The 26,812-nt window shown below is 57.5% G+C and carries 21 protein-coding genes; 14 read left to right on the plus strand and 7 right to left on the minus strand.

Annotation, left to right across the window (positions count from 1 at the left end; all coding sequences use genetic code 11):
* Positions 1-42 precede the first annotated feature (42 nt).
* Positions 43-2,595 (plus strand): peptidoglycan glycosyltransferase/peptidoglycan DD-transpeptidase MrcA, encoded by a 2,553-nt coding sequence (mrcA, locus tag GNG26_RS20420; RefSeq protein WP_156239877.1) that lies wholly within the window; start codon positions 43-45, stop codon positions 2,593-2,595.
* A 38-nt stretch (positions 2,596-2,633) separates the two neighbouring features.
* Here mrcA and nudE read toward each other — a convergent pair whose 3' ends face one another.
* Positions 2,634-3,194 (minus strand): ADP compounds hydrolase NudE, encoded by a 561-nt coding sequence (nudE, locus tag GNG26_RS20425; RefSeq protein ID WP_039031517.1) that lies wholly within the window; start codon positions 3,192-3,194, stop codon positions 2,634-2,636.
* A 322-nt stretch (positions 3,195-3,516) separates the two neighbouring features.
* Here nudE and GNG26_RS20430 point away from each other — a divergent pair, with 322 nt between their 5' ends.
* The 5 genes from GNG26_RS20430 to pckA all read left to right on the plus strand — a co-directional run bounded on the left by GNG26_RS20430 (position 3,517) and on the right by pckA (position 9,694).
* The gene (locus tag GNG26_RS20430) at positions 3,517-5,652 is read left to right on the plus strand and encodes an intracellular growth attenuator family protein (protein ID WP_156239879.1); all 2,136 of its coding nucleotides are present in this window, start codon (positions 3,517-3,519) and stop codon (positions 5,650-5,652) included.
* Positions 5,653-5,715: 63 nt separating this feature from the next.
* Positions 5,716-6,399 (plus strand): GMP/IMP nucleotidase, encoded by a 684-nt coding sequence (gene yrfG, locus GNG26_RS20435; protein WP_114385612.1) that lies wholly within the window; start codon positions 5,716-5,718, stop codon positions 6,397-6,399.
* Positions 6,396-6,797: a ribosome-associated heat shock protein Hsp15 gene (gene hslR / locus GNG26_RS20440; RefSeq protein ID WP_156239881.1), complete on the plus strand. Its 402-nt coding sequence runs from the start codon at positions 6,396-6,398 to the stop codon at positions 6,795-6,797. Before yrfG ends, hslR begins: the two co-directional genes overlap by 4 nt.
* Positions 6,798-6,820: 23 nt before the next feature.
* Entirely contained in the window at positions 6,821-7,699 is an 879-nt protein-coding gene (gene hslO, locus GNG26_RS20445) for an Hsp33 family molecular chaperone HslO (protein WP_103824807.1), read from the plus strand.
* A gap of 375 nt (positions 7,700-8,074) precedes the next feature.
* Complete coding sequence (pckA, locus tag GNG26_RS20450; protein WP_103177313.1) at positions 8,075-9,694, plus strand: phosphoenolpyruvate carboxykinase (ATP); 1,620 nt, start codon at positions 8,075-8,077, stop codon at positions 9,692-9,694.
* A 37-nt stretch (positions 9,695-9,731) separates the two neighbouring features.
* Here pckA and envZ read toward each other — a convergent pair whose 3' ends face one another.
* Together envZ and ompR are read right to left on the minus strand one after the other, a co-directional pair.
* Positions 9,732-11,078, minus strand: coding sequence for a two-component system sensor histidine kinase EnvZ (gene envZ, locus GNG26_RS20455; RefSeq protein WP_103824805.1), 1,347 nt, complete (start codon positions 11,076-11,078; stop codon positions 9,732-9,734).
* The gene (ompR, locus tag GNG26_RS20460) at positions 11,075-11,794 is read right to left on the minus strand and encodes a two-component system response regulator OmpR (RefSeq protein ID WP_001157751.1); all 720 of its coding nucleotides are present in this window, start codon (positions 11,792-11,794) and stop codon (positions 11,075-11,077) included. The genes envZ and ompR overlap by 4 nt, the downstream gene beginning before the upstream one ends.
* Before the next feature lie 226 nt (positions 11,795-12,020).
* Between ompR and greB the strand changes: the two genes are divergently transcribed.
* The 5 genes from greB to feoC all read left to right on the plus strand — a co-directional run bounded on the left by greB (position 12,021) and on the right by feoC (position 17,984).
* Positions 12,021-12,494, plus strand: coding sequence for a transcription elongation factor GreB (greB, locus tag GNG26_RS20465; RefSeq protein ID WP_103177315.1), 474 nt, complete (start codon positions 12,021-12,023; stop codon positions 12,492-12,494).
* Positions 12,495-12,580: 86 nt separating this feature from the next.
* On the plus strand, positions 12,581-14,902 hold the full coding sequence (locus GNG26_RS20470; RefSeq protein WP_156239883.1) for a Tex family protein: 2,322 nt from the start codon (positions 12,581-12,583) through the stop codon (positions 14,900-14,902).
* Positions 14,903-15,162: 260 nt separating this feature from the next.
* Complete coding sequence (gene feoA, locus GNG26_RS20475) at positions 15,163-15,390, plus strand: ferrous iron transporter A (RefSeq protein ID WP_103824803.1); 228 nt, start codon at positions 15,163-15,165, stop codon at positions 15,388-15,390.
* Positions 15,391-15,420: 30 nt separating this feature from the next.
* Positions 15,421-17,739: a Fe(2+) transporter permease subunit FeoB gene (gene feoB, locus GNG26_RS20480; RefSeq protein ID WP_156239884.1), complete on the plus strand. Its 2,319-nt coding sequence runs from the start codon at positions 15,421-15,423 to the stop codon at positions 17,737-17,739.
* Between the two features lie 8 nt (positions 17,740-17,747).
* Positions 17,748-17,984: a [Fe-S]-dependent transcriptional repressor FeoC gene (gene feoC / locus GNG26_RS20485; RefSeq protein WP_103824801.1), complete on the plus strand. Its 237-nt coding sequence runs from the start codon at positions 17,748-17,750 to the stop codon at positions 17,982-17,984.
* Between the two features lie 40 nt (positions 17,985-18,024).
* Here the strand turns inward: feoC and GNG26_RS20490 are convergent, their stop codons facing one another.
* Complete coding sequence (locus GNG26_RS20490; RefSeq protein ID WP_103824800.1) at positions 18,025-18,294, minus strand: YdgH/BhsA/McbA-like domain containing protein; 270 nt, start codon at positions 18,292-18,294, stop codon at positions 18,025-18,027.
* Positions 18,295-18,407: 113 nt separating this feature from the next.
* Positions 18,408-19,181 carry a pimeloyl-ACP methyl ester esterase BioH gene (gene bioH, locus GNG26_RS20495; RefSeq protein ID WP_156239886.1) on the minus strand — a complete coding sequence of 258 codons (774 nt, stop codon included), beginning with the start codon at positions 19,179-19,181 and terminating at the stop codon, positions 18,408-18,410.
* A gap of 36 nt (positions 19,182-19,217) precedes the next feature.
* Here bioH and gntX point away from each other — a divergent pair, with 36 nt between their 5' ends.
* The 3 genes from gntX (at position 19,218) to gntT (ending at position 22,161) form a co-directional block, all read left to right on the plus strand.
* Positions 19,218-19,901, plus strand: coding sequence for a DNA utilization protein GntX (gntX, locus tag GNG26_RS20500; RefSeq protein WP_156239888.1), 684 nt, complete (start codon positions 19,218-19,220; stop codon positions 19,899-19,901).
* A 58-nt stretch (positions 19,902-19,959) separates the two neighbouring features.
* Complete coding sequence (gene nfuA / locus GNG26_RS20505) at positions 19,960-20,535, plus strand: Fe-S biogenesis protein NfuA (RefSeq protein WP_103824797.1); 576 nt, start codon at positions 19,960-19,962, stop codon at positions 20,533-20,535.
* Positions 20,536-20,844: 309 nt separating this feature from the next.
* A complete protein-coding gene (gene gntT, locus GNG26_RS20510) occupies positions 20,845-22,161 on the plus strand; it encodes a gluconate transporter (RefSeq protein ID WP_103824796.1) in 1,317 nt (438 codons plus the stop codon).
* A 125-nt stretch (positions 22,162-22,286) separates the two neighbouring features.
* Here the strand turns inward: gntT and malQ are convergent, their stop codons facing one another.
* On the minus strand, positions 22,287-24,371 hold the full coding sequence (gene malQ, locus GNG26_RS20515) for a 4-alpha-glucanotransferase (RefSeq protein WP_156239890.1): 2,085 nt from the start codon (positions 24,369-24,371) through the stop codon (positions 22,287-22,289).
* A 9-nt stretch (positions 24,372-24,380) separates the two neighbouring features.
* Positions 24,381-26,774 (minus strand): maltodextrin phosphorylase, encoded by a 2,394-nt coding sequence (malP, locus tag GNG26_RS20520; RefSeq protein ID WP_156239892.1) that lies wholly within the window; start codon positions 26,772-26,774, stop codon positions 24,381-24,383.
* Positions 26,775-26,812 lie beyond the last annotated feature (38 nt).

The raw sequence follows: 26,812 nt of genomic DNA on the forward strand, positions 1-26,812 counted from the left end.
TGTTTAGAAACTGCCCAGTTCAAACTAAATGGGAAATCTCCAGTGAAGTTCGTAAAGTATTTATTGATCCTTGCAGTCTGTTGCATTCTGCTTGGAGCAGGCTCGATTTTTGGTTTGTACAAATATATTGAGCCGCAACTGCCTGATGTCGCTACGCTTCGTGACGTACGCCTTCAGATCCCGATGCAGGTTTATAGCGCCGATGGCGAGCTGATTGCCCAGTACGGCGAAAAGCGGCGTATCCCGCTGACGCTGAATCAAATTCCGCCAGTAATGGTGAAAGCCTTTATTGCCACAGAAGATAGCCGCTTTTATGAGCACCACGGCGTCGACCCGGTGGGGATTTTCCGTGCCGCCAGCGTGGCGCTCTTCTCCGGCCATGCTTCGCAGGGGGCGAGTACCATCACCCAGCAGTTGGCGCGTAATTTCTTCCTGAGCCCTGAAAAAACGCTGATGCGTAAGATTAAGGAAGTGTTCCTGGCGATCCGCATTGAGCAGCTGCTGAATAAAGATGAGATCCTTGAGCTTTACCTCAACAAGATCTATCTCGGCTACCGTGCCTATGGCGTGGGTGCGGCGGCGCAGGTCTATTTCGGTAAATCCATCGAACAGCTGACCCTGAGTGAAATGGCGACCATCGCCGGTCTGCCGAAGGCGCCTTCCACCTTCAACCCGCTCTACTCGCTGGATCGCGCTACCGCACGTCGCAACGTGGTGCTGTCGCGTATGTTGAGCGAGGGCTATATCAGCCAGACGCAGTACGATCAGGCGCGCAGTGAGGTGATTGATGCCAACTATCACGCGCCGGAAATTGCCTTCTCCGCCCCTTATCTCAGCGAGATGGTTCGCCAGGAGATGGTCTCCCGCTACGGCGAACAGGCCTACGAGGATGGTTACCGCGTTTACACCACCATCAGCCGCAACATCCAGCAGGGCGCGCAGCAGGCGGTGCGTAACAACGTCATAGATTACGATATGCGCCACGGCTACCGCGGCCCGTCAAACGTGCTGTGGAAGGTAGGTGAATCCGCCTGGAGCAGTAAAAAAATCACCGACACCCTGAAGCCGCTTCCGGGCTATGGGCCCTTCGTGGCGGCGGTGGTGACCCAGGCCAATCCGCAGGAAGCCACGGCGATGCTCGCCGACGGCACCTCCGTGTCGCTGCGGATGGAAGGGGTACGCTGGGCACGTCCGTACCGCTCTGATACACAGCAGGGCGCGACGCCACGCAAAGTGACCGACGTCGTACAGGTGGGCCAGCAAATCTGGGTGCGCCAGGTTAATGACGCCTGGTGGCTGGGACAGATCCCGGACGTTAACTCGGCGCTGGTCTCTATCGACCCGCATAACGGTGCGGTTCTGGCGCTGGTGGGCGGCTTCGACTTCAATCAGAGCAAGTTTAACCGTGCCACTCAGGCGCTGCGTCAGGTCGGTTCCAATATCAAACCGTTCCTCTACACCGCGGCAATGGACAAGGGTCTGACCCTCGCCAGTATTCTCAATGACGTGCCGATCTCCCGCTGGGATGCCGGGGCCGGTTCCGACTGGCGGCCAAAAAACTCACCGGCAGAGTACGCCGGCCCGATTCGCCTGCGTCAGGGACTGGGGCAGTCGAAGAACGTGGTGATGGTGCGTGCCATGCGTGCCATGGGCGTCGATTATGCGGCAGAGTATCTGCAGCGCTTCGGCTTCCCGGCGCAGAATATCGTACATACCGAGTCGCTGGCGCTGGGTTCCGCGTCGTTTACCCCGCTACAGGTGGCCCGCGGTTATGCGGTGATGGCCAACGGCGGCTTCCTGGTCGATCCGTTCTTCATCAGCAAAATCGAGAACGATCAGGGCGGCGTACTGTTTGAGGCCAGGCCGAAGATCGCCTGCGCCGAGTGTGATATTCCCGTCATCTATGGCGATACGCCTAAATCAGACGCGCTGAACAACCAGGACATGGAAGATGTCGCGATCTCGCAGGAGCGGCAAAATGCGGCGGTGCCGATGCCGCAGCTCCAGCAGGCGAACCAGGCGCTGGTCGCCCAGACCGGCGCTCAGGAGTACGCCCCGCATGTGATTAACACTCCGCTGGCGTTCCTGATCAAGAGCGCGCTGAACAGCAACATCTTTGGTGAACCGGGCTGGCAGGGTACAGGCTGGCGTGCCGGTCGTGATTTGCAGCGCAAGGATATTGGCGGCAAAACCGGCACCACCAACAGCTCCAAAGATGCCTGGTTCTCGGGTTATGGTCCGGGGGCAGTCACCTCGGTGTGGATCGGCTTTGACGATCACCGTCGTGATTTAGGGCGAACCACAGCCTCCGGAGCAATTAAAGATCAGATCTCCGGTTACGAGGGCGGAGCCAAAAGCGCGCAGCCCGCGTGGGATGCCTTTATGAAGATCGTTCTTGATGGCGTACCGGAAGAACCACTTACGCCACCGCCGGGCATCGTAACGGTCAATATCGATCGCTACAGCGGTCAGCTCGCTAACGGTGGTAACAGTCGTGAGGAGTATTTCATCGAAGGTACGCAGCCAACGCATCAGGTGGTGCATGAGGTGGGTACAACGTTGATAGATAACGGCGAAACGCAAGAGCTCTTCTGATATGTCTCCCCCCTTCCCGGTGGAGGGGGGATTTTCCGCTATAGTCTTCCCTGCCCTTTCAGCCACTCCCGTACCAGAAACAGTGCGCTTACGTTCCGGGCTTCGTTAAAATCGGGCTCTTCCAGCAGATCCATCAGATGCGCCAGCGGCCAGCGTACCTGCGGCAGCGGCTCAGGTTCATCACCTTCCAGCGATTCAGGATAGAGATCTTCCGCCAGCACAATATTCATTTTGCTGGAGAAATAGGAAGGGGCCATGCTGAGCTTTTTCAGGAAAGTAAGCTCCTTCGCACCAAAGCCCACCTCTTCTTTCAGTTCACGGTTGGCGGCTTCATAAACCGACTCGCCGGGATCGATAAGTCCCTTGGAGAAGCCCAGCTCGTAAGATTCCGTTCCCACCGCGTATTCACGGATCAGGATCAGATGCTCGTCGACAATAGGCACAATCATGACGGCTTCGCGTGTGGAGGGACGCATACGCTCGTAGACGCGGCGCACGCCGTTACTGAACTCCAGATCCACGCTCTCAACGTTAAACAGCCGCGATTTGGCGACAGTCTCAACATTCAGGATGGTGGGCTTTTGTAAGGGTTTGCTCATTTTGACGGGTCTTTGCTGGGTGAACAGACCTCATTGTGCGATATGCCGCACGGTTTCGGCAATGTCCTTCGCGGTTTATTTACATTTATGCAACTTAATCAGATTCATTACGCATTTCAACACAAAAGTCAATAGGTTGAAATTATTCCAGGAATTTGCTGATATTCCGCCACGGTTGCCTTTGCTATCATCAGCGAACACTGGGATGCGCTTCAAATTGCTCAAGTTCAACGCCTTACATGCCGATAGCCAACCACAGACACGCATTCACTGTTAAAGGTGCTACTGACTACACCTGTAAGAAAAGTAAGATGGGGAAAGCATGAGCACCATTTTAATAATTATCGCTGCTATGCTGGCCTGCGCATTAATTGCAGGGTGGTGGTTCAGACGTCGATCGCAGCGTCGATATCGCCTGCCTTATCTCAACGCCTTTACCGGGGCGAGCACACGCAAACTCACCGCAGAAGAACGTAGCGCGATTGAGCAATATCTCGAGTCGTTTAACCGCATCCAGCAAATGCCTGCAACAGGCGCCAGCGCGGCTCCGGTCTCGTTAAGCCTGAACGCCGAGAGCAATACCGTGCTCTGCCTGACGCGCTCCATTACCCGCTATGGCATTACCACAGACGATCCCAATAAATGGCGCTACTACCTCGACTCCGTCGAAGTGCATCTGCCGCCGTTCTGGGAGCAGTACATCAATGATGAAAACAGCGTTGAGCTGATCCACACCGACGCTATCCCGCTGGTAATTACCCTGAACGGCCACTCCATCGCCGAGTATGTCCAGGAAGCGCCGCATCTGGCGCTGGAACACGTCAGCTCAACCCAGGCGTCGATTCGTGGCGAAGAGACAGAGCAGATCGAACTGCTGAACATTCGTCAGGAGACCCACGAAGAGTATGCCCTCAGCCGCCCGGATGGCATTCGTGAAGCGCTGCTGATTGTCGCCGCCTTCCTGCTGTTCTTCTTCTGCCTGCTGAGTCCGGATGTGTTTGTCCCCTGGCTTGCTGGTGGCGGCGTGCTGCTGCTGGCGGCGGGTTTATGGGGATTATTTGCCCCGCCGGCGAAAAACGCGCTGCGTGAGATCCACTGCCTGCGCGGGACGCCAAAGCGCTGGGGTCTGTTTGGCGAGAACGATCAGGATCACGTCAACAATATCTCGATGGGCATTATTGACCTGATCTACCCGCGCCACTGGCAGCCGTGGCTGGCCCAGGATTTAGGGCAAAAGACCGATGTTGATATCTATCTGGACAGGCATGTGGTGCGCCAGGGACGTTATTTATCCCTGCATGACGAGGTGAAAAACTTCCCGCTGCAGCACTGGTTGCGCAGCACGGTGATTGCCGGTGGCGCCGGGCTGGTGCTGGCAATGCTGATTTTCCTCGTACCGCTGGATATGCCGATCAAATTTACCCTGTCGTGGATCAAAGGCGCCCAGACCATCGAGGCTACCAGCGTTGGGGAGCTTGAAAACGCCGGGGTGCGCGTCGGCGATACGCTGAATCTGAAGGGAACGGGGATGTGTAATATCCACGCGCCGGGCAACTGGAACGCCCGTCAGAGCTCGCCTTTTGCCCCCTTTGACTGCTCGCAGCTGATCTGGAATGACGCAGCCCCGCTGCCGCTGCCGGAATCAGACATTGTTAACAAAGCCACGGCGCTGACCCAGGCCCTGAGCCGCCAGCTCCATCCTCAACCGGAAGATGTTACGCGCGTCAGCCCGGCGTTACGCTCCGCCATTCAGAAATCGGGCATGATCCTGCTGGATGACTTTGGCGATATCGTACTGAAGACCCAGGAGCTGTGCGCGGAGGCGGATGAGTGCGTCAGGCTGAAGAACGCGCTGGTGAACCTCGGCAACAGCAAAGACTGGGAAGCGCTGGTGAAACGTGCCACGACTGGTCGTCTTGATGGTGTTAACGTCCTGCTGCGTCCGGTGAGCGCCGAGTCGCTGGAAAACCTGGTCGCCACCTCTACCGCGCCATTCGTTATGCGCGAAACCTCGCGTGCCGCGCAGGCGCTTAACAGCCCGGCGCCCGGCGGCTTTGTGATCGTCAGCGATGAAGGCAGCGATCTGGTCGATCAGCCCTACCCGCCGGTGGCGCTGTATGACTACCCGGCGCAGGAGCAGTGGGGCGAGTTTCAGCGACTGGCGCAGATGCTGATGCACACGCCGTTCAGCGCCGAAGGAATTGTGACGAGCATCTTTACCGATGCCAATGGCACCCGCCATATCGAGCTGCACCGCATACCGGATAGCGCCGTTTTATGGCGTTACATTGCCACCTCGCTGCTGATGCTGGCGATGGTGGTGTGCATTATCTGGAACGGCGTGATGGCGTTACGCCGCTACCAGCGCTCGCGCACCCGCCTGGCGGAGATCCAGCAGTACTACGAAAATTGCCTCAATCCGAAGCTTGTTCCTACCCCTGAGAGCCTGATCGGATAACCTCTGTGCGCGACCAGATATGCTACCCTGTCGCGCACGTTTTTTCTGGCTGGAGTATTCCCCATGCATCTTGATATCGCCTGGCAGGAGGTTGATACCGTCCTGCTGGATATGGACGGCACGCTGCTGGACCTCGCGTTTGATAACTACTTCTGGCAAACACTGGTGCCGGAAACCTACGGCGAGCAGCAAGGGATCACCCCGCTGGAGGCGCAGGAATTCATACGCCAGCAATATACCGCCGTACAACATACGCTAAACTGGTACTGTCTGGACTACTGGAGCGAACGCCTTGGTCTGGATATTTGTGCCATGACCACCGCTCAGGGCCCGCGCGCCGTTTTGCGTGAAGATACCGTCCCCTTTCTGGACGCGCTCAAAGCCAGCGGCAAGCGGCGCATTTTGCTGACCAACGCACACCCGCATAATCTGGCGGTGAAGCTGGAACATACCGGACTGGGTTCACACCTTGATTTATTACTTTCCACCCACACATTTGGTTATCCGAAAGAGGATCAGCGTTTGTGGCAGGCGGTGGCAGAAGAGACCGGCCTGCAGCCAGAAAGAACGTTGTTCATTGATGACAGCGAACCCATTCTGGATGCGGCGGCAAAATTTGGCATTCGTTATTGCCTTGGCGTGACCAATCCTGATTCTGGCCTGGCTGAAAAAAGCTATCTGCGACATCCGGGGCTGAACGACTACCGCCGGATGATCCCCTCACTCACCGTGAAGGAGAAGCCATGAAAGAGAAACCCTCCGAAGGAGTAAGACTGGATAAATGGTTATGGGCTGCCCGCTTTTACAAAACGCGCGCCCTCGCCCGCGAAATGATTGAAGGCGGCAAGGTGCATTACAACGGGCAGCGCAGCAAGCCGAGCAAGCTCGTGGAGCTGAACGCCACCCTGACCCTGCGTCAGGGCAACGATGAACGGACGGTGATCGTGAAAAACATCACCGAACAACGTCGCCCGGCAGTGGAAGCCAGCACCCTGTACGAAGAGGCGGCAGAAAGCGTGGAGAAACGCGAAAAGATGGCGCAGGCGCGAAAGCTGAATGCCCTGACCATGCCGCATCCCGACAGACGCCCTGACAAGAAAGAACGTCGCGATCTGATTAAATTTAAAAATGGCGAGAATGAGTGATTCTTGCTGAACGAGAGATGACTATGGCCCAACACGACCAATTACACCGCTATCTGTTTGAACAATTTGCCGTTCGCGGCGAGCTGGTTACCGTATCCGAAACCTGGAAACAGATCCTGGAAAACCACAACTACCCGCTGCCGGTAAAAACCGTGCTGGGCGAGCTGCTGGTCGCGACCAGCCTGCTGACCGCGACCCTGAAATTTGCCGGTGACATCACCGTGCAGCTGCAGGGTGATGGCCCGATGAGCCTGGCGGTAATCAACGGCAACAACCAGCAGCAGATGCGCGGCGTGGCGCGCGTACAGGGCGAGATCCCTGAAAACGCAGACCTGAAAACGCTGGTGGGCAATGGCTACCTGGTCATCACCATCTCCCCGGAAGAGGGCGAGCGCTATCAGGGGGTCGTCGGTCTGGAAGGCGACACGCTGGCAGCCTGCCTGGAAGACTACTTCCTGCGCTCCGAACAGCTGCCGACGCGTCTGTTTATCCGTACCGGCGAAGTCGACGGCCAGCCGTGTGCCGGCGGGATGCTGCTGCAGGTGCTGCCAGCCCAGAACGCGCAGGCAGATGATTTCGATCACCTGGCCACCCTGACCGAAACCATCAAAGCCGAAGAGCTGTTCACCTTACCGGCGAACGAAGTGCTGTGGCGTCTGTATCACGAAGAAGAGGTAACGCTCTACGATCCGCAGGATGTTGAGTTCAAGTGCACCTGCTCCCGTGAACGCTGCGCGGGCGCCCTGAAAACACTGCCGGATGAAGAGATTGACAGCATCCTGGCGGAAGATGGCGAAATCGACATGAACTGCGACTACTGCGGTTCTCACTACGTCTTTAACGCAATGGACATTGCCGAGATCCGCAACAACGCCTCCCCGGCCGATCCGCAGCTGCACTAAGACCTGCCGTTAACTGCCCTCTTGAGGGGGCAGTTAACCTTTTCCCCTCCCCTAATCATTAATTTCATTCACTATTTATCCCAATCTGCTGAATCGTTATCAGTAATGTAAGACTTTCGTAATTTTCTTTCATGTATGCGCTTACATTCACATTCTCGCAGTTTAATTTATCGCTCATTAACCTTTTCGGAACATTTTCCCCAACCGAAAAGTGATTCCTGCCATAATCTGCACCGCAAAGTGACAGGAGTCACAGCGTTTTCCGTCATAAAGGGTTTTTGTCCAGATACGCAAATCTATGAGCCCGGTCGCGGTTAACATTCGAAGAAAACCCCTACAATTTCAGGCAGTATAAATTGGCTAAGGAGCAGTGATATGCGTGTTAATGGTTTAACCCCGCAAGATCTCAAGGCTTATGGTATCAACGACGCTCGCGACATCGTCTATAACCCTGATTACGATACGCTTTATCAGGAAGAGCTCAATCCAGCACTCGAAGGATACGAGCGCGGTATATTGACGACGACCGGCGCTATCGCTGTCGACACCGGTATTTTTACCGGCCGTTCGCCGAAAGATAAGTACATTGTTCGTGACGACACCACCCGCGACACCCTGTGGTGGGCCGATCACGGCAAAGGGAAGAACGACAACAAAGCGATCTCCCCTGAAATCTGGCAGCATCTGAAATCCCTCGTCACCCAACAACTTTCCGGTAAACGTCTGTTCATCATCGACGCTTACTGCGGTGCCAACGCCGATACCCGCCTTTCCGTTCGTTTTATCACTGAAGTCGCCTGGCAGGCCCATTTCGTGAAGAACATGTTCATTCGCCCGACCGAAGAAGAGTTACAGAGCTTCGAGCCTGACTTTGTGGTGATGAACGGTGCGAAATGCACCAACCCGCAGTGGAAAGAGCAGGGACTGAACTCGGAAAACTTTGTCGCCTTTAACCTGACGGAGCGTATCCAGCTTATCGGCGGTACCTGGTACGGCGGCGAAATGAAGAAAGGGATGTTCTCGGTGATGAACTACCTGCTGCCGTTAAAAGGTATTGCCTCCATGCACTGCTCGGCGAACGTGGGCGAGAAAGGCGACGTGGCGGTCTTCTTTGGCCTCTCCGGCACCGGTAAAACTACCCTCTCCACCGATCCGAAACGTCGCCTGATTGGCGATGACGAGCACGGCTGGGATGACGACGGCGTGTTTAACTTCGAAGGCGGTTGCTACGCCAAAACCATTCGCCTGTCAGCTGAAGCGGAGCCGGATATCTTCCAGGCGATCCGTCGTGATGCGTTGCTGGAGAACGTGACGGTACGTGCTGACGGCACGGTCGATTTTGACGATGCGTCAAAAACGGAAAACACCCGCGTCAGCTACCCGATCTACCACATCGACAATATCGTTAAGCCAGTGTCAAAAGCGGGCCACGCGACTAAGGTGATCTTCCTCACCGCCGACGCGTTTGGTGTGCTGCCGCCGGTTTCACGCCTCACCGCCAGCCAGACGCAGTATCACTTCCTCTCCGGGTTTACCGCCAAGCTGGCCGGTACCGAACGGGGTGTGACTGAGCCGACGCCAACCTTCTCCGCCTGCTTTGGCGCAGCCTTCCTGTCGCTGCACCCGACGCAGTACGCCGAAGTGCTGGTGAAACGCATGCAGGCCTCGGGTGCCCAGGCGTATCTGGTCAACACCGGCTGGAACGGCACTGGCAAACGTATCTCCATCAAAGATACCCGCGCCATTATCGACGCCATTCTGAATGGTTCGCTGGATGATGCGGAAACCTTCACCCTGCCGATGTTCGATCTGGCAATCCCGACCGAACTGCCGGGCGTGGACAGCCATATCCTCGACCCACGCAACACCTACGCGTCGCCGGAGCAGTGGCAGGAAAAAGCCACCACGCTTGCGAAGCTGTTTGTGCAAAACTTTGAGAAGTACACCGATACGCCAGCGGGTGCGGCGTTGGTGAGTGCGGGACCGAAGCTGTAAAAATTGTGCCGGGTGGCGCTTCGCTTACCCGGCATTTTTAACTCTCTTTCACCTGCCCGCGCGGAAACGGAACCGGCAGCCAGGCGCGGATACTCAACCCACCCCGTTCGCTGGTGCCAATCTCCAGCAGACCGTTATGGTTATCCACAATACGCTGCACAATCGCCAGACCTAAACCGGTGCCGCTGGTGCTGCGCGCGCTGTCGCCGCGCACAAACGGCTGGAACAGGTGTTTACGCTGCTCCGGTTTGATCCCCGGGCCGTCATCTTCCACCTGGAACCAGGCGCGACTCAGCTCGGAGCCGCTGCTGACCTTGATCCAGCCGTTGCCGTACCGGGCGGCATTGACCACCATATTCGCCACGGCGCGCTTAATGGAGAGCGGGTGCATCCGCACGGTGATATCGCCCGGCTGCAGATCGGTTTCGATCTCACGCTCGTAGCCGCTTTCGGCCGCCACCACTTCACCCAGCACCGCGTTCAGATCTGCCATCTCCATCGGCATCTCCTGCCCGGTGCGCAGGTAGTCGATGAACTGCTCGATAATGGCGTTGCACTCTTCGATGTCCTTGTTGATGGACTCCGCCAGATAGCCATCTTCCTCGCCCATCATTTCGGTCGCCAGACGAATACGCGTTAACGGGGTGCGCAGATCATGACTGACGCCAGCCATCAGCAGGGTACGGTCATCCGCCAGTTGTTTCACCCCCGCCGCCATATGGTTGAACGCGCGGGTAACGGAACGCACTTCCGACGCGCCATATTCACGCAGCGGAGGAGGAATAATTCCTTTACCGACCTGGAGCGCCGCATGCTCCAGGTCGACCAGCGGTCGGTTCTGAATGCGGATAAACAGCCACGCACCGCCTATCGCCAGCAGCATGATCGCCAGGGTGTAGCGGAACAGCGGCGAGAAGTCGCCCTGATGGATTTCGGTGAGGGGTACGCGCACCCAGATATTGGGTGAGAGCCAGGTTTTCAGCCAGACCACCGGCGAGCTTTTGTTGACCTCAACGCGCACTTCCGTTGGGCCGCCCAGCTGCTGCGCCATCTGCTGGCTTAAAAATTCATAGTGTTGTGCCCAACGCAGTCCTGCGTCTTCCGCCGCTTCGTTAGAGTAGAGCGATATCCCCAGCTCACGGTAGATTTCACGGCGAAACGCAGGGGGAACCACCAGCTGCGTGCCATCTTCCAGCTGCAGTTTATCGGTCATCAGCATACGCACTTCGTAGGCCAGGACCTTATTAAACTGCTGGAGGCTCGGTAGGATCGCAAAGTTCAGCACCACCAGATAGGTCGTCACCAGGCTGACGAACAGCAGGGTGACGATCAGTAACAGGGTGCGGGCAAACGAGCTTCGCGGCGAAAAACGCATTCGCCTCATGCTTTAGAGCCGTCCGGGACAAACACGTAGCCCAGACCCCAGACGGTCTGGATATAGCGCGGATGCGCCGGATCCTCTTCCACCATGCGGCGCAGGCGGGAGATCTGTACGTCGATGGAACGTTCCATCGCGGAGTATTCACGGCCACGGGCCAGGTTCATCAGCTTATCGCGCGACAGTGGCTCGCGCGGGTGGCTGACCAGCGCTTTCAGGACCGCGAACTCACCGCTGGTGAGCGGCATCGGCTCATCTTCGCGGAACATCTCGCGGGTGCCGAGATTCAGCTTGAACTTACCGAAGGCGATCACCGCCTCTTCCTGCGACGGTGCGCCAGGCAGTTCGTTCGCCTGACGGCGCAGTACGGCACGGATACGCGCCAGCAACTCACGCGGGTTAAACGGTTTTGGAATGTAGTCGTCGGCGCCAATTTCCAGACCCACGATACGGTCAACCTCTTCCCCTTTCGCCGTCACCATAATGATCGGCATTGGGTTGCTTTGGCTGCGCAGGCGACGGCAGATAGAGAGGCCATCTTCGCCCGGCAGCATCAGATCCAGCACCATCAGGTGGAAGGATTCACGGGTCAGCAGGCGATCCATCTGTTCGGCGTTAGCCACGCTACGAACCTGGAAGCCCTGCTCGGTCAGATAACGCTCAAGGAGCGCACGCAGGCGCATGTCGTCATCCACCACCAGAATCTTATAATTCTCTTGCATTGTCAGTACTCCCAAAGGTTCGGATAATCTTGAACAGCGTATTCTAAAAAAGTGCGCGTCCACGACCAGCTAATTCTGGTATAAATTCTAGTCGAAATTGTTACAAAGCATATTTAACAGCAGCTTATATGTACATTCCATCACATAACTCATTATTAATCCTCTCTGTTAAGATAAGTGATACGTAATGTGCGCAAGGTAAGCAACCTCGTCGTAAGGCAAAAGAATGAAAACGCCCCTGATCACCCGCGAAGGGTATGAAAATCTGAAGAAAGAGCTGGACACCCTGTGGCGGGAAGAGCGCCCGGAAGTGACGAAAAAAGTGACCTGGGCGGCAAGTCTCGGCGACCGCAGTGAGAATGCCGACTACCAGTACAACAAAAAGCGGCTGCGTGAAATCGACCGTCGGGTGCGTTATCTGACCAAATGCCTCGAGAACCTGAAAATCGTCGACTATTCCCCGCAGCAGGAGGGCAAAGTCTTCTTCGGCGCGTGGGTGGAGATCGAAAACGACGACGGCGATCTCAAGCGCTTTCGTATCGTCGGCTACGATGAAATTTTTGGTCGTAAGGATTACATCTCCATCGATTCTCCAATGGCCCGCGCGCTGCTGAAAAAAGAGGTAGGCGATCTGGCTATCGTCCAGACCCCGGCGGGAGAAGCCAGCTGGTATGTAAATGAAATCGAGTACGTAAAATAGTCCTGGAGCGCCCTCCGCGACTGGCATTTTGCTGTGCCAGTCCGTATAACTATCCCCTGATTTTTGACCCACAAGATGAAATAGCCATGATGAAAGATTCGCTCTGCCGCATTATTGCGGGTGAACTTCAGGCAAGGGCTGAACAGGTAGAAGCTGCCGTTCGCCTGCTTGATGAAGGGAACACCGTGCCGTTTATTGCACGTTATCGTAAGGAAGTCACCGGCGGTCTGGATGATACGCAGCTGCGTAACCTGGAGACCCGCCTTGGCTATCTCCGTGAGCTGGAAGAGAGGCGCCAGGCGATTCTGAAATCCATTGGCGAACAGGGCAAGCTGACCAGCGATCTGGAAAAAGCCATTAATGGCACCCTGAGCAAAACCGAGCTGGAAGACCTCTATCTTCCCTATAAACCCAAGCGCCGTACCCGCGGGCAGATTGCCATCGAAGCAGGCCTGGAGCCGCTGGCCGATCTGCTGTGGAATGAGCCCTCGCACGACCCGGAAACCGAAGCCGCGAAATTTATCGATGCCGACAAAGGCGTGGCCGACACCAAAGCCGCCCTTGATGGCGCACGCTACATCCTGATGGAGCGCTTCGCCGAAGATGCTGCCCTGCTGGCAAAAGTGCGTGATTACCTGTGGAAGAACGCCCATATCGTCTCCACCGTGGTCAGCGGCAAAGAGGAGGAAGGGGCGAAATTCCGCGACTACTTCGATCACCATGAACCGATTTCAACCGTGCCTTCTCACCGCGCGCTGGCGATGTTCCGCGGTCGCAACGAGGGCATTTTGCAGCTCTCCCTGAACGCCGACCCGCAGTTCGACGAGCCGCCGAAAGAGAGCTACGGCGAGCAGATCATCACCGATCATCTCGGTCTGCGCCTGAATAACGCCCCGGCAGACAGCTGGCGCAAAGGGGTGGTAAGCTGGACCTGGCGTATCAAGGTGCTGATGCATCTCGAAACCGAACTGATGGGCACCGTGCGCGAACGCGCCGAAGACGAGGCGATTAACGTCTTTGCCCGTAACCTGCACGACCTGCTGATGGCTGCCCCTGCTGGCCTGCGCGCCACCATGGGTCTCGATCCGGGTCTGCGTACCGGCGTGAAGGTCGCCGTGGTGGATGGCACCGGCAAGCTGGTGGCCACCGATACCATTTATCCGCATACCGGTCAGGCGGCAAAAGCGGCGACGGTGGTTGCGGCGCTGTGCGAGAAGTACAACGTGGAGCTGGTGGCGATCGGCAACGGCACCGCCTCCCGCGAAACCGAACGTTTCTATCTGGACGTGCAGAAGCAGTTCCCGAAAGTGACAGCGCAGAAAGTGATCGTCAGCGAAGCGGGGGCATCCGTGTACTCGGCCTCCGAGCTGGCGGCACAGGAGTTCCCGGATCTCGATGTTTCCCTGCGTGGGGCGGTCTCTATCGCCCGCCGCCTGCAGGATCCACTGGCGGAGCTGGTGAAGATCGATCCGAAATCTATCGGCGTGGGCCAGTACCAGCATGATGTCAGCCAGACCCAGCTGGCGCGTAAGCTGGACGCGGTGGTGGAAGACTGCGTGAACGCCGTCGGCGTTGACCTTAACACCGCCTCCGTTCCCCTGCTGACCCGCGTGGCGGGCTTAACCCGTATGATGGCGCAGAATATCGTCGCCTGGCGTGATGAGAACGGTCAGTTCCAGAACCGCCAGCAGCTGCTGAAGGTGAGTCGTCTGGGGCCAAAAGCGTTCGAGCAGTGCGCGGGCTTCCTGCGTATTAACCACGGCGACAACCCGCTGGATGCCTCCACCGTTCACCCGGAAGCCTACCCGGTGGTCGAGCGCATTCTGGCCGCTACCCAGCAGGCGCTGAAGACGCTGATGGGCAACAGCAGTGAGCTGCGTAGCCTGAAAGCCGTTGACTTCACCGATGAAAAATTCGGTGTGCCGACCGTGACCGACATCATCAAAGAGCTGGAAAAACCTGGCCGCGACCCGCGTCCGGAGTTCAAAACCGCGCAGTTTGCGGAAGGCGTCGAGACGATGAACGACCTGCTGCCGGGTATGGTGCTGGAAGGCGCAGTCACCAACGTCACCAACTTTGGCGCGTTTGTGGACATCGGCGTGCATCAGGACGGCCTGGTGCATATCTCCTCCCTGGCCGACAAGTTCGTGGAAGATCCGCATACCGTGGTGAAAGCTGGCGACATCGTGAAGGTAAAAGTGCTGGAGGTGGATCTGCAGCGCAAGCGCATCGCCCTCACCATGCGTCTGGACGAGCAGCCTGGCGAAACCAACGCCCGTCGTGGCGGCGGTAACAGCGAGGCACGTCAGCAGCGTCCGGCGGCGAAACCACGCGGGCGTGAAGCACAACCCTCCGGCAACAGCGCGATGATGGATGCGCTGGCGGCGGCGATGGGTAAAAAGCGTTAATTGTTGTGCCCTCTCCTCTTTGGGGAGAGGGTTTATTATTTGTTATTTTTATTTTCATTAAGCAGCAAATATAAAACTCCTCATCAGCACTTTATTAACAAATAATCCACCCGCCTCCGCCGTAAATATTGAGCAAGGTCAACCTGGCTGCAAATTAATAGCGCCATGCACATTCCGTCACATATTTAATATTGATGATAGAAACCATTCTCATTACCATTGTGCCTGTTGATTATTTAACCTCTCGTTAAGTAGGCACTATGCAATTTACTCCAGACAGCGCGTGGAAGATCACCGGCTTCACCCGCGAAATCAGCCCGGCCTATCGCCAGAAGCTGCTCTCTTTAGGGCTACTTCCCGGCTCCGCATTTCACGTTGTGCGCGTGGCTCCGCTGGGCGATCCGGTACATATCGAAACCCGACGGGTAAATCTGGTTCTGCGTAAGAAAGATCTCGCATTAATAGAAGTTGAAGCTCTGTCTCAATAAAACGCCAGCTCTCGTAGCGAGTCTGAAAAAATGAAAAAATTAACCATTGGCTTAATTGGCAATCCCAATTCCGGCAAGACAACGTTATTTAACCAGCTTACCGGCGCTCGTCAGCGCGTCGGTAACTGGGCGGGCGTCACGGTCGAGCGTAAAGAGGGTCAGTTTACGACCATCGACAATCAGGTCACCCTCGTCGATCTGCCCGGCACCTACTCGTTAACCACTATCTCCTCCCAAACCTCGCTCGATGAGCAGATCGCCTGCCACTATATTTTAAGCGGCGACGCCGACCTGCTGATCAACGTGGTGGACGCCTCGAACCTCGAGCGAAACCTCTACCTGACGCTGCAACTGCTGGAGCTGGGTATTCCCTGCGTGGTGGCGCTGAACATGCTCGACATTGCGGAGAAACAGCAGATCCGTATCGATGTCGACGCGCTTTCCGCCCGTCTGGGTTGCCCGGTGGTGCCGCTGATCTCAACCCGCGCCCGTGGAATCGACGCCCTGAAGATCGCCATTGACCGCCACAGCCGTAACGCTGAGGTGGAGCTGGTGCACTACGCCCAGCCGCTGCTGCGTGAAGCCGGGATCCTCGCAAAGGCAATGGCGCACAGCATGCCGTTCAGGCTGCGCCACTGGCTCGGCCTGCAAATGCTGGAAGGCGATATCTACAGCCGCGCCTATGCCGGTGATGCCGCCCACCAGCTGGATGCTTCTCTGGCACGGTTGAATGACGAGCTGGACGACCCTGCCCTGCACATTGCCGATGCCCGCTATCAGAGCATTGCCGCCATTTGCGACGTGGTCAGCAATGCCCTCACCGCCGAGCCGAGCCGCTTTACCCGGGCGATGGATACGGTGATCCTCAACCGCTTCCTCGGTCTGCCGGTCTTCCTGCTGGTGATGTACGTGATGTTCCTGCTGGCCATCAACATTGGCGGCGCGCTGCAGCCGCTGTTTGACGTCGGCTCCGTCGCCATCTTTATTCACGGCATTCAGTGGCTGGGCTATACGCTGCATCTGCCGGAATGGCTGACTATCTTCCTCGCCCAGGGGCTGGGGGGCGGGATCAACACCGTCCTGCCGCTGGTGCCGCAGATCGGCATGATGTATCTGTTCCTCTCTTTCCTGGAGGACTCCGGCTACATGGCCCGCGCGGCCTTCGTGATGGATCGTCTGATGCAGGCCCTCGGCCTGCCGGGCAAATCGTTCGTGCCGCTGATTGTCGGCTTCGGCTGCAACGTGCCATCGGTAATGGGGGCGCGCACGCTGGATGCGCCTCGCGAACGGCTGATGACCATCATGATGGCGCCGTTTATGTCCTGCGGCGCACGGCTGGCGATCTTCGCGGTGTTTGCCGCCGCCTTCTTCGGTCAGGAGGGGGCGCTGGCGGTCTTCTCGCTCTACGTGCTGGGCATTGTGATGGCGATCCTCACCGGCCTGATGCTCAAGCACACCATCATGCGTGGTGAGGCGACCCCGTTCGTGATGGAGCTGCCGGTCTACCACGTTCCGCACCTGAAAAGCCTGCTGATCCAGACCTGGCAGCGGCTGAAGGGCTTTGTGCTGCGGGCGGGTAAAGTGATTGTAGTGGTCAGTATCTTCCTCAGCGCGTTCAACAGCTTCTCTCTGAACGGCAAGGCGGTAGACAACATTGACGACTCCGCCCTGGCCTCCGTCAGCCGCGTTATCACCCCGCTGTTCAAGCCGATTGGCGTACACGAGGACAACTGGCAGGCTACCGTCGGGCTGTTCACTGGCGCAATGGCGAAAGAGGTGGTGGTGGGTACGCTGAACACCCTCTACACCGCTGAAAATATTCAGGAAGCCGCATTTAACCCGGCCGATTTCCACCTCGGCGACGAACTGGTCAGCGCCGTGGATGAAACCTGGCAGAGCCTGAAAGAGACCTTCAGCCTGAGCGTTCTGGCGAACCCGATTGAAGCCAGCAAAGGCGACGGCGAAATGGCGAGCGGCGCCATGGGCGTGATGAGTGAGAAGTTTGGCAGCGCCTCGGCGGCCTACAGCTACCTGATCTTCGTTCTACTCTACATTCCGTGCATCTCGGTCATGGGAGCCATCGCCCGCGAATCGAGCCGCGGCTGGATGGGCTTTTCGGTGCTGTGGGGGCTGAACATCGCCTACTCGCTGGCGACAGTCTACTACCAGACGGTCAATTTCAATCAGCATCCGCAGTACAGCCTGGTATGCATCCTGGCAGTGGTGCTGTTTAACGTGGTGGTAATCGGGCTGTTACGCCGGGCCCGCAGCCGTGTGGACGTTAATCTGCTGGCGAAAGGCAAAACCGCGGCGGCCTGCTGTGAAAGTCCGGTAAGCGACTGTCATTAGGAGGCGGCATGGCATCGTTAATTGAAGTACGTGATTTACTGGCGCTACAGGGAAGAATGGAGGCCACCCAGCTTAGCCAGATGCTGCATACCCCGCAGGCGATGATCGAGGCCATGCTGCAACGTCTTGAGGCGATGGGCAAAGCGAAGCGGATTCAGGAAGATGCCGACGGCTGCTTATCTGGCAGCTGCAAAAGCTGTCCTGAAGGAAAAGCCTGCCTCAGGGAGTGGTGGGCGCTGCGTTAAGCGTGAATAAAGCCGGGCAAGTCTGCCCGGCTTTGTGCAATTATTTGTAGACTTCTGCGGTCGCGCGGATGTCTTTCGAATCTTTATTGGCGCTGGTGACGACATAGTATTTACCGCCCAGCTCATCCGCTTTCTGTGAAAGCTCTTTTCTCGCATCCATTGGCGCGGTGGTATCAGACGTAGAAATATCGCCAACTTTCGTCAAATTCATCTCTTTAACTTTGTCCTTCTGGATCTCTTCCGCCGCCATAACGCCAAAAGAGAGTGATCCAATAACCAGAGAAGCAACAATACCTGTGACAAGTTTCATAGCCATAACTCCCAAAGATGATTGTAATTTTGATTATCGAAGGCGGGACAACCGCAACGATATATTGAGTATTGTTGCGGTACGTCACTTTTTCCAGCAGTAACAGAAAATAATCAGTTTAAACGGCGACTTAAGGCCATCAGCGCCGCGCAAAACTCGTCGGAGTGAGAGATAAAGGGCGCATGCGCGGCTTTGGCGATGATCAGGGCTTCGCTTTGCGGCCATTGCTCATCCAGCAGCGGCACGATCTTGCGCGGCACCAGCCCGTCCAGATAGCCATAAATACGCAGGTGCGGCAGCGAAAGCGACGCCAGCGGCGCGCGCAGATCGGCCGTTTTCAGGATCTCCAGCCCGCCATTCAGCACCTCCACCTCCGGCATCGGCAATGACAGCACCGTGGTTTTCAGCGTGCGGGCATCCTGGCGCGCCGTTTCTGTGCCCATGGTTTGCAGGGCAAGAAAACGCTCTACCGTCCGCTGGAAATCATTGCTCAGCTGCTGCTGGAAACCGGCCAGCACTTCAGGTTTGATCCCCGGCCACTCTCCCTGGGCGCTAAAACAAGGGGATGACGCCACGGTGACCAGGGCCTGCACCCGCTCCGGGTGCGTTAGAGCAATCTGGCTCGCCACCAGTCCGCCCAGGCTCCAGCCGAGCCAGATCGCCCGATCCGGGGCCTGAGCCAGCACCTGCTCCGCCATCTCCTCAAGCGTCATCGCGCCAAAATCACGGCTACGGCCAAAGCCCGGCAGATCCACCAGGTGCAGCGTAAAATGCGAGGCCAGTTCCTCACTGACGCAACGCCATACTTCGGCATTCAGCCCCCATCCGTGCAGCAGCACAAGATGACAATTTCCTGTCCCGACGGTCTGCCACCAAAGGTTGTTCATCGATTACTGTTCTCTTTTTTCACAAGGAGGTTGTCTATGCTAACAGTGCCCGGCTTGTGCTGGCTATGCCGGATGCCGCTGACCCTCGGCCATTGGGGAGTCTGTTCCGTATGTGAAAGGGGAATTGCCCCGCGGGGGAGCCGTTGCCCCCGGTGCGGCTTGCCGGCCATCCACCCTCACCTGCCCTGTGGGCGCTGCCTGCGTAAACCGCCGCCGTGGCAGGCGCTGGTGGCGGTGTGCGGTTACAGGCCGCCGGTAAGTCTGCTTGTCCATCAGCTAAAATTTTCTCGCCGCAGCCAGCTGGCCCAGCCGCTGGCGAGGCTGTTACTGTTGGCGCTGTTGCGGGCCAGGCGCAGCCACGGTTTACCGCGTGTCGACATGATAGTCAGTGTGCCGCTCTGGTCCCGGCGGCACTGGCGGCGCGGTTTTAACCAGAGTGACCTGCTCTGTCGCCCGCTGGCCCGCTGGTTAAACTGCCGCTATGTTCCCGACGCCCTTCGCCGCACCCGTGCGACCCCGGCCCAGCATCTGCTCAGCGCGCGACTGCGTAAACGCAACCTGCAGCACGCCTTTGCGCTTGAATTCCCGGTGGCAGGACGCCATATCGCTCTGGTGGATGATGTCGTGACAACAGGTGCTACCGTCGCGGAGCTCTCCCGCCTGCTTTTGCGAAGCGGCGCGGCGTCGGTTCAGGTATGGTGTCTGTGTCGAACCTTGTAGCGCCCTCAGGTTGGGCGTATTATACCCAGGTAATTTAGTCAACTATTAGGCCAATTCTATGATCCGTATTTCCGATGCTGCACAAGCGCACTTTGCCAAACTGCTGGCAAATCAGGAAGAAGGGACCCAGATCCGCGTATTCGTGATCAACCCGGGCACCCCGAATGCAGAATGCGGCGTCTCTTATTGCCCACCGGATGCTGTGGAAGCAACTGACACCGCCCTGAAATTTGAGCAGCTCACTGCCTATGTCGATGAGCTGAGCGCCCCGTATCTGGAAGATGCGGAAATTGATTTTGTCACCGACCAGCTGGGCTCGCAGTTAACGCTGAAAGCGCCAAACGCCAAAATGCGTAAAGTGGGCGATGACGCTCCGCTGATGGAGCGCGTTGAGTATCTGCTGCAGTCCCAGATCAACCCGCAGCTGGCGGGTCACGGTGGTCGCGTATCCCTGATGGAGATCACCGAAGACGGTCTGGCGATTCTGCAGTTTGGCGGCGGCTGTAACGGCTGTTCCATGGTCGACGTCACCCTGAAAGAGGGGATCGAGAAGCAGCTGCTGAACGAGTTCCCGGAGCTGAAAGGCGTGCGCGATCTTACCGAACACCAGCGCGGCGAACACTCCTACTACTGATTGCCCGTTTGCTTGCCCGGTGGCGCTACGCTTACCGGGCCTACAAACACACATCCCCTTTTCTCTTGCCTCATAACATGACCTGCGTCTCAGAATTCACATTTTGACCACCGGGGTCATTCTCAAGCCACACATGTTACCCGTATCATTCTCACGGGCACTAAAACAGCTTTACGCCGACCGACTAAACTAAAGATTTAGAAGGCAGCCTCTCTGTGTGCCATCAGTTAGCCGTTCCCAGTTGGGGCAACATTAGTATGTCGTTGAAATAATGACGTTACCCATAACAATTTTTAAGGCCAGATAATCATGCCATTAGTCATTGTCGCTATCGGTGTAATCCTGTTACTGCTCTTGATGATCCGTTTCAAAATGAACGGTTTTATCGCCCTTGTTCTGGTGGCACTTGCTGTCGGCCTGATGCAGGGTATGCCGCTGGTAAAAGTTATCAGCTCCATTAAAGCTGGCGTGGGCGGTACGCTCGGTAGCCTCGCGCTGATCATGGGCTTCGGCGCCATGCTCGGTAAAATGCTGGCTGACTGCGGTGGCGCACAACGCATCGCAACCACGCTGATTGCAAAATTCGGCAAAAACAACATTCAGTGGGCGGTGGTCTTAACCGGCTTTACCGTTGGTTTCGCGCTGTTCTACGAAGTGGGCTTCGTGCTGATGCTGCCGCTGGTGTTCACCATCGCCGCCTCTGCCAGCATCCCGCTGCTCTATGTCGGTGTGCCGATGGCTGCTGCATTGTCAGTGACACACGGCTTCCTGCCGCCACACCCGGGCCCGACCGCTATCGCCACTATTTTCCATGCGGACATGGGTAAAACCCTGCTGTTCGGTACCATCCTTGCGATCCCGACCGTTATCCTGGCAGGCCCGGTATTTGCCCGTTGCCTGAAAGGTATCGACAAGCCGATCCCGGAAGGGCTCTACAACGCGAAAACCTTTACTGAAGCCGAGATGCCAAGCTTTGCCGTCAGCGTCTGGACCTCTCTGGTACCGGTTGTGCTGATGGCCATGCGCGCCGTCTGTGAAATGGTGCTGCCGAAAGGCCATCCGGTTCTCGGCGTGGCTGAGTTCCTGGGCGACCCGGTAATGGCGACGCTGATCGCGGTTCTGATTGCGCTTTTCACCTTTGGTCTGAACCGTGGCCGCTCCATGGATCAGATTAACGACACCCTGGGCTCCTCAATCAAAATCATCGCCATGATGCTGCTGATCATCGGTGGTGGCGGTGCGTTCAAACAGGTTCTGGTGGATAGCGGCGTGGACAAGTACATCGCCTCTATGATGCATGAAACCAACATCTCCCCTATCCTGATGGCTTGGTCTATCGCCGCAGTCCTGCGTATCGCGCTGGGTTCTGCCACCGTGGCCGCTATCACTGCGGGCGGTATCGTGGCGCCACTGATTGCCACCACCGGCGTCAGCCCTGAGCTGATGGTTATCGCGGTCGGTTCCGGTAGCGTGATCTTCTCTCACGTCAACGATCCGGGCTTCTGGCTGTTCAAGGAGTACTTCAACCTGACCATCGGTGAGACCATCAAGTCCTGGTCGATGCTAGAGACCATCATCTCGGTCTGCGGCCTGATTGGGTGTCTGCTGCTGGGTATGGTTGTTTGATGTGACAGTGCCGGGTGGCGGCTGCACCTTACTCGGCCTACAAAAGCAGAGCATGCACATTCCGTAGGCCCGGATCGCTACGCGTCACCGGGCAATAAAAAACCCGCCATCCGGCGGGTTTTTTATCACTTCTTCGCAGCCACTTTTCGCCGCTTATCGAGATCCTTAATCAGCTTATTCACACCCTCGTCAGCAAACATCGCCTCAAGGGAGGTGGAGAGCTTGCGACGCCAGTTCTTGTACTGGTAGCTGGTGCCCGGAATGTTAACCGGCTCCGCCATACCCAGCCAGTCTTCCGGCTGCAACCCCAGCAGCGCACTGTTGCTGTCGGCAATGTAGCGCTGTAACCCGCGGTTGAGCGTCGGGGTCATCGACATCAACGACGCCTTATGCCCGGTGCGTTTTGGCAGGCAGCCGTGCTCATGCAACGCATCCAGCAGCCCCTGCTTTGACAGCTCGCGATCCTGATACAGGCCGCGCAACATCACTTCGTCAGGGTAGAGGCCCAGCGTCTTGCCCAGGGTAAGGTCGCCGCTGTCCCACCAGCCCCGAAGCGTAGGAAGGTCATGCGTCGTCGCGACTGCCATTGATTGTTCTGGATACGCCTCCGGCGCGCGGAAGTTCTTTTCAAGGTCGTTTTCAAAATAGAGCACCTTGTAGGAGTACACGCCGCTGTCACGCAGCTTGCTGACAATTTCTACCGGTACGGTACCGAGATCTTCACCGATTACCATACAGTTATGGCGCTTACTCTCCAGCGCAAGAATCGAGAGCAGATCGTCCACCGGATAGTGAACGTAGGCGCCGTGGTCGGCGGTTTCGCCGTAGGGGATCCACCACAGACGCAACACCGACATTACGTGGTCGATACGCAGCGCGCCGCAGTTCTGCATGTTAGCGCGCAGCAGCTCGATAAAGGGCTCATAAGCGCGGGCCGCGATCACGTGCGGGTCCATCGGCGGCAGGCCCCAGTTCTGGCCGAGCGGGCCCAGAATATCCGGGGGCGCGCCGACCGAGGCTTTCAGGCAGTAAAGCTCGCGATCGCACCAGGTCTCCGCCCCGCCTTCGGCCACGCCCACCGCCAGGTCACGGTAGAGACCAATCGGCATGTCGTAACCCTGGCTCTCCTGCCAGCAGGCTGCGAACTGGCTGTAGGCCAGCCACTGCAGCCAGAGGTAAAAATCGACCTCGTCGGCATGTTCGTCGCAAAACGCTTTCACTGCCGGGGAGTCGACGGACTGATACTGCTCAGGCCAGACCGGCCAGCCCCAGCGCATTTCATCCTCTTTCACCTGATGCGCATGCAGCGCGTCGAACGCCGCCTGCCAGTAGAGGCTCTCCCCTTCACGGGCAACAAAGGCCCGGAAGGCCGCCATCTGTTCGTCGTCACGCTGTGCAAAGCCTTTCCACGCCATACGCAGCGCGGCCATCTTCAGCGCGGTGACGGAAGCATAATCGACCCACTCGGCATCGCGGGCGCGTTGCAGCGACTGGCGGGTAGTCTCCATCTTCCACCAGGCCTGCGCCTCGTCGCTGTTGCGGAAATCCTCAACGGCATTCACGTCGATATAAATCACGTTCAGCCAGCGGCGGGACGACGGGCTGTACGGGCTGGCGCTCTCCGGGTTAGCCGGATAGAGCGCATGGATCGGGTTAAGGCCGATAAAGGCCCCGCCGCGCTTGCCGACATCCGCCAGCATCTTTTTCAGATCGCCGAAATCGCCGATCCCCCAGTTATTCTCCGAGCGCAGCGTGTAGAGCTGCACACAGGCACCCCACAGCTTTTTGCCCTCTTTCAGCGCCTGCGGCTCGTAGCAGCGTTTTGGCGCCACAATCACCCGGCAGTGCCAGCGCTGGCCGTCCTGGGTGAGCGTCAGCGTGTGGTAGCCCTCCGGCAGTTTTGCCGGAAGGTTGAGGTTTTTGCCGCCCGTGGCGTGGCCCTTATGCTGATGTCCCTCTTCGGTGGTCAGCAGCCAGCCAAAGTCGCCGCTGCCTTCGATCGTCAGCGGCATCTTTTTCCCGGCGGTGTAGACCATCACGTTCGGGACGGGGGTAACCGCCGCTTTCGCGACGGGTTTGGCTTTATGCATGGCATCCAGCAAACGCCTCTTGGTTTCAGCACCAATAGACTGCGGTTTACCATGAGCATTGATATAGCTGGGGCTGATGCCCGCCGCCAGTGCGGCATTATCGAGACGTTTACTTTCCATCGCGCTTCCTTAGCGTTTTGCCTGCCAGATGCGGGTCTGGTAGTCGCGGATTGAACGGTCAGAGCTGAACATGCCGCAGCGCGCGGTGTTCAGAATGCACGCCCGGGCCCAGGCTTCCTGGTCGCGATACAGAACATCGACCTGTTTCTGCGCCTCAACGTAGCCCGCAAAGTCCGCCATCAGCAGGTACGGGTCGCCGCCCTCTTTGCCGATGCTGTGTAGCATCTGGTCGAACGCGTGCTTGTCGCCGTCGCTGTATTTGCCGCTCTCCAGCTCTTTCAGTACCGCATCCAGCAGTTTATCTTTTTTACGCCATTTCACCGGGTCATAACCTTTGGCTTTAATGGCTTTCACCTCTTCCACAGTATGGCCGAAGATAAAGATGTTCTCGTCGCCCACCTGCTCGGCAATCTCAACGTTCGCCCCGTCCAGAGTACCCACAGTCAGCGCGCCGTTCAGGGCCAGCTTCATGTTGCCGGTGCCGGAGGCCTCTTTACCGGCGGTAGAAATCTGCTCAGAAACGTCCGCCGCCGGGATTAACAGCTCAGCCGCAGAGACACAGTAATCCGGCAGGAAGACCACCTTCAGCTTGTCGCCCACTTTCGGATCGTTGTTCACCGCGTCGGCCACTTTATTGATAGCGAAGATAATGTTTTTTGCCAGGTAGTAGCCCGGCGCCGCTTTCGCGCCAAACAGGAACACGCGCGGCACGCGATCGGCCTGCGGGTTCTCACGGATCTCTTTGTACAGCGCCAGAATGTGCAGCAGGTTCAGGTGCTGACGCTTGTACTCGTGCAGACGCTTAATCTGGATATCAAACAGCGCGTTCGGGTTGATCTCAATCCCGGTACGGGCTTTGACGTACGCCGCCAGGCGCACTTTGTTATCCTGCTTGATGGTGCGGTAAGTCTCGCGGAACGCCGCATCGTCGGCATACTTCTCGAGGTTAATCAGCTGATCGAGATCGTTGGCCCACTCTTTATCCAGCGATGAATCCAGCAGCGCGGAGAGTGCCGGGTTGCACTGCTTGATCCAGCGACGCGGCGTGATGCCGTTGGTCACGTTGTGGAACTTGTTCGGCCACAGCTGGTGATATTCCGGGAACAGATCTTTTACCACCAGGTCGGAGTGCAGCGCAGCCACGCCGTTTACCGCAAAACCGCTCACCACGCAGAGGTTAGCCATGCGCACCTGCTTGTCGAACACCACCGCCAGCTTCGCCCATACCGCTTTATCGCCCGGCCAGGTTTTCTCGACCTGCTTTTTGAAGCGGTTGTTGATTTCGGTGATGATCTGCATATGGCGAGGCAGCAGAGTTTTAATCAGCTTCTCGTCCCAGCACTCCAGCGCCTCTGGCATCAGGGTGTGGTTGGTGTAGGCGAAGGTCTTACTGGTGATCGCCCATGCGTCATCCCAGCTCAGCTGATGCTCGTCGATCAGCACGCGCAGCAGTTCCGGAATGGCAATGGTTGGGTGGGTGTCGTTCAGCTGGATCACTTCGTAATCCGCCAGCTCCGCCAGCTTGCGGCCCGCCAGGTGATGACGACGCAGAATGTCGGCCACGGAGCAGGCGCACTGGAAGTACTGCTGCATCAGGCGCAGCTTTTTGCCCGCCAGATGGTTGTCGTTCGGGTAGAGAACTTTGGTCAGCTTGTCGGCGTCGATCCCCTGCTGCTCGGCTCGCAGGAAATCGCCGTCGTTGAATTTGGTCAGGTTGAACGGATGGGCATGGGTCGCCTGCCACAGACGCAGCGGCTGCGCCACGCCGTTACGGTAGCCCAGCACCGGCAGATCCCAGGCCTGGCCGGTGATGGTGAAGCCCGGCTCCCACTGACCCGCTTTCGTCACTTTACCGCCAATGCCCACCTGCACATCCAGCGCTTCGTTGTGGCGGAACCAAGGGTAGCTGCCACGATGCCAGTCATCCGGGGCTTCCATCTGCTGGCCGTCGGCAAAGGACTGACGGAACAGGCCGTACTGATAGTTCAGACCATAGCCGATCGCCGACTGGCCTACCGTCGCCATGGAGTCCAGGAAGCAGGCCGCCAGACGCCCCAGGCCGCCGTTGCCGAGCGCCGGGTCGATCTCCTCTTCCAGCAGGTCGGTCAGGTTAACGTTGTGCGCGTTCAGCACATCGCTCACCTCCTGATACCAGCCCAGGTTCAGCAGATTGTTGCCGGTCAGACGGCCAATCAGGAATTCCATTGAGATGTAGTTAACGTGGCGCTGATCTTTCGCCGGTTCTACTGCGGGTTGGGCGCTCAGTAACTCGGCGAGCGCTCCACTGACGGCCTGCCACCACTGGCGGGAGGTCATCTCTTCAGCGGCATGTAAACCAAAACGCTGCCACTGACGCGTCAGGGCAGCCTGGAATTGAGCTTTGTTGAAAGTAGGCTGTGACATAGGGAATCTGCATCCTGTAGAGAGAAAATAAAACGTTG

Origin of the sequence: Leclercia sp. J807 (assembly GCF_009734465.1) — a bacterium.
GTDB lineage: Bacteria > Pseudomonadota > Gammaproteobacteria > Enterobacterales > Enterobacteriaceae > Enterobacter.

Bases quoted from the DNA above. Each gene is read 5' to 3' on its own strand.
- yrfG (WP_114385612.1), top strand. From the start codon at position 5,716: ATGCATCTTGATATCGCCTGGCAGGAGGTTGATACCGTCCTGCTGGAT.
- GNG26_RS20490 (WP_103824800.1), bottom strand. From the start codon at position 18,294: ATGAAACTTGTCACAGGTATTGTTGCTTCTCTGGTTATTGGATCACTC.
- GNG26_RS20470 (WP_156239883.1), top strand. From the start codon at position 12,581: ATGATGAAAGATTCGCTCTGCCGCATTATTGCGGGTGAACTTCAGGCA.
- envZ (WP_103824805.1), bottom strand. From the start codon at position 11,078: ATGAGGCGAATGCGTTTTTCGCCGCGAAGCTCGTTTGCCCGCACCCTG.
- hslR (WP_156239881.1), top strand. From the start codon at position 6,396: ATGAAAGAGAAACCCTCCGAAGGAGTAAGACTGGATAAATGGTTATGG.
- gntX (WP_156239888.1), top strand. From the start codon at position 19,218: ATGCTAACAGTGCCCGGCTTGTGCTGGCTATGCCGGATGCCGCTGACC.
- malQ (WP_156239890.1), bottom strand. From the start codon at position 24,371: ATGGAAAGTAAACGTCTCGATAATGCCGCACTGGCGGCGGGCATCAGC.
- feoB (WP_156239884.1), top strand. From the start codon at position 15,421: ATGAAAAAATTAACCATTGGCTTAATTGGCAATCCCAATTCCGGCAAG.
- feoC (WP_103824801.1), top strand. From the start codon at position 17,748: ATGGCATCGTTAATTGAAGTACGTGATTTACTGGCGCTACAGGGAAGA.
- ompR (WP_001157751.1), bottom strand. From the start codon at position 11,794: ATGCAAGAGAATTATAAGATTCTGGTGGTGGATGACGACATGCGCCTG.
- malP (WP_156239892.1), bottom strand. From the start codon at position 26,774: ATGTCACAGCCTACTTTCAACAAAGCTCAATTCCAGGCTGCCCTGACG.
- bioH (WP_156239886.1), bottom strand. From the start codon at position 19,181: ATGAACAACCTTTGGTGGCAGACCGTCGGGACAGGAAATTGTCATCTT.
- pckA (WP_103177313.1), top strand. From the start codon at position 8,075: ATGCGTGTTAATGGTTTAACCCCGCAAGATCTCAAGGCTTATGGTATC.
- gntT (WP_103824796.1), top strand. From the start codon at position 20,845: ATGCCATTAGTCATTGTCGCTATCGGTGTAATCCTGTTACTGCTCTTG.
- feoA (WP_103824803.1), top strand. From the start codon at position 15,163: ATGCAATTTACTCCAGACAGCGCGTGGAAGATCACCGGCTTCACCCGC.
- nudE (WP_039031517.1), bottom strand. From the start codon at position 3,194: ATGAGCAAACCCTTACAAAAGCCCACCATCCTGAATGTTGAGACTGTC.
- GNG26_RS20430 (WP_156239879.1), top strand. From the start codon at position 3,517: ATGAGCACCATTTTAATAATTATCGCTGCTATGCTGGCCTGCGCATTA.
- nfuA (WP_103824797.1), top strand. From the start codon at position 19,960: ATGATCCGTATTTCCGATGCTGCACAAGCGCACTTTGCCAAACTGCTG.
- hslO (WP_103824807.1), top strand. From the start codon at position 6,821: ATGGCCCAACACGACCAATTACACCGCTATCTGTTTGAACAATTTGCC.
- greB (WP_103177315.1), top strand. From the start codon at position 12,021: ATGAAAACGCCCCTGATCACCCGCGAAGGGTATGAAAATCTGAAGAAA.